The organism is Streptomyces sp. R818 (assembly GCF_056172735.1).
This window is the reverse complement of the sequence record NZ_JAOCNE010000002.1, coordinates 403,180-410,569: the sequence shown is the minus strand read 5'-3', so window position 1 is coordinate 410,569 and position 7,390 is coordinate 403,180. Positions and strand designations below refer to the sequence as shown.

Genomic DNA, 7,390 nt, shown 5'->3' with positions numbered 1-7,390 from the left:
GCAGTGTCGCCACCCCCTACGCCCCTCCCCCGCTGGTTCCCGCCACGGCTGTCCCCGCGCCGACGCACGTGCTGCACGCCACCGCGGCCGGCGCACCCATCAGCGGACGCGCGCCACCCGACCTGGCCGAACTCCAACTCCTGCGGATCTAGAACGTCCCGCACGGCACCTTGGCGCCCCGGAACTCCCGGGCCGACGCGGTGCCGCGCTCCGACCACGTTCCCTTCCGCCTCAACGCATGCCCGTACACAATCAGGGCTGCGCATCAAGGAGTTGCACCACCATGCGCAAGAACCTCATCCGCCGCTCGGTCCTCGGCGCCGTAGCGACCGCCGCCTCCCTCGCGCTCACCGCGTGCGGGTCGGACGACAACGCCTCCCCCGGACACGACGGGCACAGTTCGAAGTCCTCGGCGCCCGCGTCGCGCGCTGCGCACAACGTCGCCGACGTCGCGTTCGCCACCGGCATGATCCCCCACCACCGCCAGGCCGTGGAGATGGCGGAGCTGGCTCCTTCGCGGGCCGGGTCCACCGAGGTCAAAAAGATCGCGAGCGAGATCAAGCAGGCGCAGGCCCCGGAGATCAGGACCCTGTCCGGCTGGCTCACGTCATGGGGCGAGCGAGTCCCCGCCCAGGAAGCCGAGAACCACGCCACGCACGACATGAAGGGCATGGACGACGACATGACCGGCATGATGTCGACCGCGGACATGAACAGCCTGAAGACGACATCCGGCAGGGCCTTCGACACAGCCTTCCTGAAGATGATGATCGAACACCACGAGGGCGCTGTGACGATGGCGAAGAAGGAACAGGCCGAAGGCGCCTTCCCCGACGCCAAGAAGATGGCGACGTCCGTCATCACCTCCCAGACAGCCGAGATGTCCCGGATGAACGGTCTGCTCGGCAAGGACTGACCCGCCCGAACCCGGCGAGTCGTGCCATGAGGTCGAGTTCCGCCGGCCAGATGTAGCGGTGCGGGCTCTGGAACAGCCGCGCGGTGCGTGCGCCCTCCTCGAAGTCGAAGTGGTGGGAGACGACGTGCTGGGCGAGCACGTCGTAGGTGTCCAGGCTGATCCGACCGGGCCCGGAGGTGAGGACGACGGCCTCCCGGTCCGGCGGGAGCTTGTGCAGATCGGGCACCCACAGCTCGATCACGAACCGGCCGCCGGGTCCGAGGTGGCGGGCGGCGTTGCGGAAACACTCGACCTGCTCCTCCTGGGTGAGCAGATTGGAGATGGTGTTGAACACGAGGTAGACGAGGCTGTACTTCCCCGGGGCCACGGTGGTTGCCACGTCACCGATGACCACGGGGATGGTCGCCTCGTCCGCCTTGGTCCGCAGTCGCTCCACCATCGGGCGCGAACATGCCGGCCCCGGGTGTGTCATAACGCCGGGCGGCATCGGCATCCCAGATATCTCCCTGCTGCATGCCGCCCAGGCTCATCGCGCACCCCAGTCATGTCCAACGAGTTATCGCGCAACCCGTCTCGAACGGGCCACCGCGAGCAGCGAGTCGAGTTCCCGCACCCGCATCAGACGGGCGAGCGCCAGAAAGCCGCCGAGCAAGATGCCACCACCGACGAGCAGCGCCGTCAGCGTTCCCAGCACACCGTCGCCCAGGCAACGCGTCAGGGTGAACGCGGCGCCTCCGCCGACAGCCGCTGCCGGGGCTGCCGCGCCCACCAGCCGCATGTACGTGCTCAGGACGCGCGCACCGTCCAGGTCCCCTTCCAGCCGAGCGCGCAGCCGCCGCCAGGCCACCGCCGTTCCCACGGCGAAGGCGATGCCGTACGCGGCAGCCATCCCCGTCACGGCCCAGCGCGGCGGAAGGAGCGTGAAGCACAGCCAGGCGGCGACTGTGTTCACCAGCGCCACGACGACCGTGTTGTAGAAGGGTGTGCGGGTGTCCTCGAACGCGTAGAAGCCGCGGAGGATCACGTACTGCACCGAGTACGGGACGAGGCCGAGACCGAACGCCGTCAGGACGTGACCGATACCCCTGGCTCCCCCGGCGCCGGACCCGGAGTAGAGCAGCGCGGCCATCGGCAGTCCCAGGGCGAGAAAGGCGAAGGCGCAGGGGACGATCGCGACGGCCGAGGTCCGCAGACCGTAGGAGATGTCGTCGCGGACTGCGGCGATGTCACCGTCCTGTGCGGCGCGGGAGATCCGCGGGAGGACGGCGGTCATGACGGATACGGTGATGATGGCCTGCGGCATCTGCCACAGCAGGAGCGCGTAGTTGTACGCGGTGATGCCGGATCCAGTGTGTCCGGACTGCTCGGCGAGCGTGCCCGCCTTGGTGGCGAGCTGCGTCACGACGACCATGCCGATCTGGTTGACGAGGACGAAGAGCAGCGTCCATTTGGCCAGCCCCATCGCCCGGCCGAGGCCATGCCCCAGGAAGTCGAGACGGGGGCGGAGCCGGAAGCCCGCCGCGCGCAGGGAGGGCAGCATGGCCAGGGCCTGCACGGCGAGGCCCAGCAGGGTGCCCAGTCCGAGGAGCCGCACTCCTTGCGGGGTGATGGTCGCAGGGCTGACCTCGGATGTGGTGAAGCCGCCGAACGCCCAGAGGAAACCGGCGAACGCGGCGATGATCACTACGTTGTTGAGGACAGGGGTCCACATCATCGCCCCGAACCGGCCCCGGGCGTTGAGTATCTGCCCCAGCACCACGTGCGCGCCCATGAAGAACATGGTGGGGAGACAGTAGCGGGCGAACGCCACGGTGACGGCCATCCGCCGAGGGTCGGAGGCGATCTCCGGCGACATCAGGTGGACCAGCAGCGGGGCCGCCAGGACGCAGACGGCGGTGACACCGGCCAACACCACGACGACCAGCGTGAGCAGCCGGTTCGCGTACGCCTCACCCCCGTCGTCGTCGTTCTTCATGGCGCGCACCAACTGCGGGACGAACACGGCGTTCAGGGCTCCCCCGCCCACGAGTACGTAGATCATCGTGGGCAGGACATTGGCGACCTGATAGGAGTCGTTGAGCACGCCCACGCCGATCGCGGCGGCCATCACGAGCGTGCGCAGGAACCCGGTGACGCGTGACACGATCGTGCCCGCCGCCATCAGGGCACTGGACTTCACCAGGCTCGACGCGGTGCTCCCCGCTGCCCCCACCTTGCTACCCCGATCCCTCGGTCGACATGATCCGAAAGGAACACGTCGATCGAGGGGTGCTCGGTTGCGCTCGGTTGCGGCGAGCGGAATCGCTCCGATCAGGCAGGCAGCCTCCCGCACACCACGTTTCCCGGTGCCGCCGGATCGTCGCTGATCCAGAACTGTCGCCAGAGTGTCGCGAACTCCTCGCGGCTGAGGTGGCCGTCGCCGTTCAGGTCGAGGAGTTCGAAGACGCCTGTGACGTCGGCGGGCCGTCCGCTCCAGGTCTCGACGAGGCGGCGGTGTTCCTCGGCGGAGATGCGGCCGTCGCCGTCGGTGTCGACGGCCTCGAAGACGGTGTCGGCGGTCGCCGTGACGCTCGCGACCATGGTGGGCAACTTGTCGACGAGCGCGAGGAGTTCGGCCAGGTCGACGCCTCCGTTGCCGTCCGCGTCACCGACCTCCAGGAGCGCGGCCCACCACCCCATCGCCAGCGACTCGACCCGCGCTCCGAGCTCGGTGCCGGGGGCCGCCGCCGGCAGTTGCCTCCAGCGGGCGGCCAGCGCCCGGAAGTCGTCCTCGCGCAGATAACCGTCGCCGTCCGCGTCGAACGCGGTGAACATCCCCTTGAGCTTGCGCTCCTGAAACGCATTGGCCACGAGCAGCCTCCCTCGCCACAGCCGCCAACCATGAACCGCCCGCCCCGGCCGTGGTCGACGGCGGGCGGTCAACAACTGTAGGCAGGAGCACGCCGATAGCCCTACGGGCACATGTGCGCTAGCACTCACCCCCGAGGCCGCCGACGGCCGCGTCCCGCCCCGGCAGGTCGTCCGCCCGGGGCACCGGCCCTACGGGGCCGTAGTACCGAGGTACTACGGCCCCGTAGGGCCGGTGAGCCGCCGCTCCTCAGCGGCCCCGGCCCGCTGTCCTCAGCCGAGATCCGGTCGTTTCCGGGTCGGTTCGGCGGCGCGGACGCGGTGGCGGGGGTGGCTCTGGCGGGGCGGGCGGCTGAGGGTGATCTGGCGCATCAGCTGCTGGAAGCAGACGAGCGCGGCCAGGGCCGGGAGCGCGGCGGTGGCCGCGTCCAGGGGCCGGTGCCCGGCCTGCGCGACGCACAGCACCATGGCGACGACCGAGAAGAGCAGGACCACCGCCCAGGAGTGGGCGGCGCGGCGCCGGTGCAGACCGGCCCGCAGGACCGACAGCGAGGCGACGATCCAGGGCCCGTAGATGAGCAGCGGCCAGGCGTTGACCGTGTAGGCGGCGGTGCGGTGCACGGCGAGCTGGCGCAGCGGGTGGTAGCTGACCATGCCGCCGAAGACGCACACGACGGAGACGGTGACGGCGGCGAGCGCGGCGATCACCATGCTGGTCATGCGCAGCAGGCCGCCGCTGGGCCGTTTGCGGGCGTGGGAGTAGGAGCGGTGGCGGCGCACGGGCGGCGCCGGTTGCGTCTGCGGGGGCTCGGGCTCCGGGTCCTCGGGAGCGGCCGTCGCCGCCGCGGTGTCGTCGAGGTCCTCGATCTCCGTGATGACCGGTACCGGCGTCTCGACCGGGACGGTCTCCGCGTCCTGCGCGGCATGGGTCTCCTCGTCGATGGCCTCGCTCAGCAGATGGGCGAGTTCCTCGGTCGGATCCCAGTACGGGCCCACGGAGTCCAGCGGGGCCAGGGGCGTTTCCCACTGCTGCGCGTAACCGGGCTGCGCGGGGCTGTCGGTGGAGGGGCCGGGGATGTAGGGCTGGGTCCGGCGGTGGCGTCCTGACATCTCATGCACGGCGGTACTGCCAGGGGCCGCCGTACACCGAAGCACCCTGTTCGCCGCGGATACCGGCCGCGGCCGCGTACGAGGTCTCGATGCGCGCGAGCCGGACGAGAAGGTCCCGCACGGGCTCCGCGGAGTAGCGCAGGTCGACGGAGCGGTAGCCGTCGTGCAAGGTCGCGTTCGCCGCGTCCCTTCTCGGCGGCGTGTAGTACCAACAGCCCATACGGGTCATGCCCGTTGCCTCGACCCGCGCACCCGTATCGATCTGTGCACCCCTTGTCGGGCTTCCCGAGGGGACCTGCCGCCGCACTGTCGTCATATTGCGCACAACCGATCTTGCACGCCGAAAGATGTGCGGCATACGGGTGGCCGCAAAGTCGCATTTTGGGCCCTTCCGGCAAACGCTTGATCGGTTCCGCGACCCTTATATCGGAGCGCGCACGTCCCGGTGAGGGGGGAGAACGGCGTCGAGGGCTTCCCGGATGACGCGGTAGCAGCTGCAGGCGTGGGTCAGGAGGCGCTCGCGGTCCAGGATGGTGATGGTGCCGCGGCTGTAGCGGATGCAGCCGTCGGCGGCCAGGGCGCCGGCCACCTCGCTGACCGAGGACCTGCGCACGGCGAGCATCTGGGCCAGGAACTTCTGTGTGAGGTCGAAACGGTCGCTGTGCATACGGTCCGCGGTCATCAGCAGCCAGCGGGCGCAGCGTTCATGGGTGCGGTGGCCGCGGATGCAGCCCGCGTTGCGCGCCAACTGGGTGAACATGGCCTGGGTGAAGCGCTGCATCACCTGTTGCAGCGGCCCGTCGAGAACGGCGATCTCGTGCCGGAACCGGTCGGCGTCCATCCGCAGGGCGCGGCCGTCGACCTGGCACAGCGCGCGTTCGGCGGAGGTCGCGACGCCGAGGAAGATGGGCAGGCCCACCATGCCCTCGTCGCCGACGGTGGCGACCTCGACGGTCGGCCCCTCCAGATCGGTGACGATGGAGCACACCCCGATCACGGGGAAGTACACGGCCTCGATGCGCTCGCCCGGCCGGTAGAGCACGGTCCCGGCAGTCAGCTCGATCGGTTCCAGTTGGGAACGCAAATGCTCACGCGCGTTCTTCGGCAGGGCGGCGAGGATCCGGTTCTCCCGCGGGTCGTACGGGTCTGCCGTACCGGTCATCGTGAAGTCCGCCTCTCGTCCTGGGTCAGGTGGCGAATGCCGGGGGGATCGCTGCGGCCCAGGGCGGCAGCGACACCCGCATCATGCTCGCTGCGCCGGGCACCATCACCAGGCTGACCAGCGCGTGCGCCAGCACCGGCAGGGGCAGCACGAAGTCTATGCATCCGGTGGCCATCGCGGCGTTCGGCATGCCGGGCGCCTCCGATGTGGTGAGGTCCTGGGCGAGCGCCCGGCCGCCCGCGCCCCGGACGTGGCGGACGCCGAGGGCGCCGTCCTGCATACGGCCGGTCAGGACGACGGCCAGCACGCGCGGCCCGAAGGCGGCCGCGGCGGAGACGAACGTGGGGTCCCCCGCGTCGTGGCCCTCCATCCGGTGCAGCGTCACCGCGCCGTCCGGGGTGAAGGCCGCCCGGTGGCCCGCGGGCACCACGTGCACGACGCCGGGCGCCAGCCGGTCCTCCTCGCGCAGCAGCCGCACCGGGAGCGCGGAGCGGTAATCAAGGACCTTCGCCAGCGCGTCGCCCTCGCGTACCGGCCGGTGCTGGACCAGCACCAGCGCGGCGGGGAAGGACTCGGGCAGCGAGGACAGGATCTCGCGGTACGCACTCACGCCGCCCAGCGAGGCGGTCATGCAGACCACGTCGAAGGCGGCGGACGAACTCTGTGCGGCGGCGGACATAGCGGCAGTCTAATGCCCGCGACCGGACACAGCGCGCAGGTGGCGGCGGACGGTGGGCCGATGATGTCGAGAACGCGGCGTCGGCTCCGTCCCAGGGCAGGAGCAGCGGCCGGCGTCGGCCGCGCAGCCGAGGAGGAGAGAGATCATGTCTGTTCAGCGCATGGACAATGTCGGCATCGTCGTCGAGGACATGGACGCCGCCGTCGCGTTCTTCGAGGAGCTCGGCCTCGAGGTGGAGGGCCGGGCGCGGATCGAGGGCCTTTTCGCCGATCAGTGCACCGGACTCGACGGAGTGCGCTGCGACATCGCGATGCTCCGGACCCCCGACGGCCACAGTCGGCTGGAACTGGCGCAGTACCGCAGTCCCGCGCCGCTCGACGACGGTTCGCGGGACAAGCCGCACCACATCATCGGCACGCACCGCGTGATGTTCGCCGTCGACGACATCGAGGACACCGTCGCCCGTCTGCGCCCGCACGGCGCGGAACCACTCGGCCAGATCGCCCGGTTCGAGAACAGCTATCTGCTCTGCTATCTGCGCGGCCCGGCGGGCATCATCGTCGGGCTGGCCGAGCAGCTGCACTGAGGACGCGCCGGGCGCGCCGTCACCCGTCGTTCCGGTCCGCGCGGCGCAGCAGACTGACGCCCGCGGGACGTCGGACGCTGTCGCCCGACC

General features: G+C 70.4%; 9 protein-coding genes and 1 pseudogene. 3 read left to right on the top strand and 7 right to left on the bottom strand.

Annotated elements, in window-relative coordinates; translation table 11 throughout:
• Both N5I75_RS04795 and N5I75_RS04790 read left to right on the top strand, forming a co-directional pair.
• A partial coding sequence (locus tag N5I75_RS04795) for a DUF6153 family protein (RefSeq protein WP_476674762.1) occupies positions 1 to 152 on the top strand: 152 nt, incomplete at its 5' end.
• A gap of 131 nt (positions 153 to 283) precedes the next feature.
• The gene (locus tag N5I75_RS04790) at positions 284 to 916 is read left to right on the top strand and encodes a DUF305 domain-containing protein (protein ID WP_476674599.1); all 633 of its coding nucleotides are present in this window, start codon (positions 284 to 286) and stop codon (positions 914 to 916) included.
• Here the strand turns inward: N5I75_RS04790 and N5I75_RS04785 are convergent.
• The 7 genes and pseudogenes from N5I75_RS04785 to N5I75_RS04755 all read right to left on the bottom strand — a co-directional run bounded on the left by N5I75_RS04785 (position 861) and on the right by N5I75_RS04755 (position 6,714).
• Positions 861 to 1,431, bottom strand: a pseudogene (locus N5I75_RS04785) (class I SAM-dependent methyltransferase). The gene N5I75_RS04790 and the pseudogene N5I75_RS04785 overlap by 56 nt on opposite strands.
• Before the next feature lie 41 nt (positions 1,432 to 1,472).
• Entirely contained in the window at positions 1,473 to 3,230 is a 1,758-nt protein-coding gene (gene murJ, locus N5I75_RS04780) for a murein biosynthesis integral membrane protein MurJ (protein ID WP_476674760.1), read from the bottom strand.
• Positions 3,227 to 3,766: an EF-hand domain-containing protein gene (locus N5I75_RS04775; RefSeq protein WP_476674597.1), complete on the bottom strand. Its 540-nt coding sequence runs from the start codon at positions 3,764 to 3,766 to the stop codon at positions 3,227 to 3,229. Before N5I75_RS04775 ends, murJ begins: the two co-directional genes overlap by 4 nt.
• Positions 3,767 to 4,036: 270 nt before the next feature.
• Positions 4,037 to 4,873 (bottom strand): DUF2637 domain-containing protein, encoded by an 837-nt coding sequence (locus tag N5I75_RS04770; protein WP_476674595.1) that lies wholly within the window; start codon positions 4,871 to 4,873, stop codon positions 4,037 to 4,039.
• 1 nt (position 4,874) lies between these two features.
• The gene (locus tag N5I75_RS04765; protein WP_476674593.1) at positions 4,875 to 5,102 is read right to left on the bottom strand and encodes a hypothetical protein; all 228 of its coding nucleotides are present in this window, start codon (positions 5,100 to 5,102) and stop codon (positions 4,875 to 4,877) included.
• Between the two features lie 192 nt (positions 5,103 to 5,294).
• On the bottom strand, positions 5,295 to 6,035 hold the full coding sequence (locus N5I75_RS04760; RefSeq protein ID WP_476674591.1) for a Crp/Fnr family transcriptional regulator: 741 nt from the start codon (positions 6,033 to 6,035) through the stop codon (positions 5,295 to 5,297).
• Between the two features lie 25 nt (positions 6,036 to 6,060).
• Positions 6,061 to 6,714: a chemotaxis protein CheB gene (locus N5I75_RS04755; RefSeq protein ID WP_476674589.1), complete on the bottom strand. Its 654-nt coding sequence runs from the start codon at positions 6,712 to 6,714 to the stop codon at positions 6,061 to 6,063.
• A gap of 145 nt (positions 6,715 to 6,859) precedes the next feature.
• Here N5I75_RS04755 and N5I75_RS04750 point away from each other — a divergent pair, with 145 nt between their 5' ends.
• Positions 6,860 to 7,300: a VOC family protein gene (locus N5I75_RS04750; protein WP_476674587.1), complete on the top strand. Its 441-nt coding sequence runs from the start codon at positions 6,860 to 6,862 to the stop codon at positions 7,298 to 7,300.
• The last annotated feature ends 90 nt before the right edge of the window (positions 7,301 to 7,390 follow it).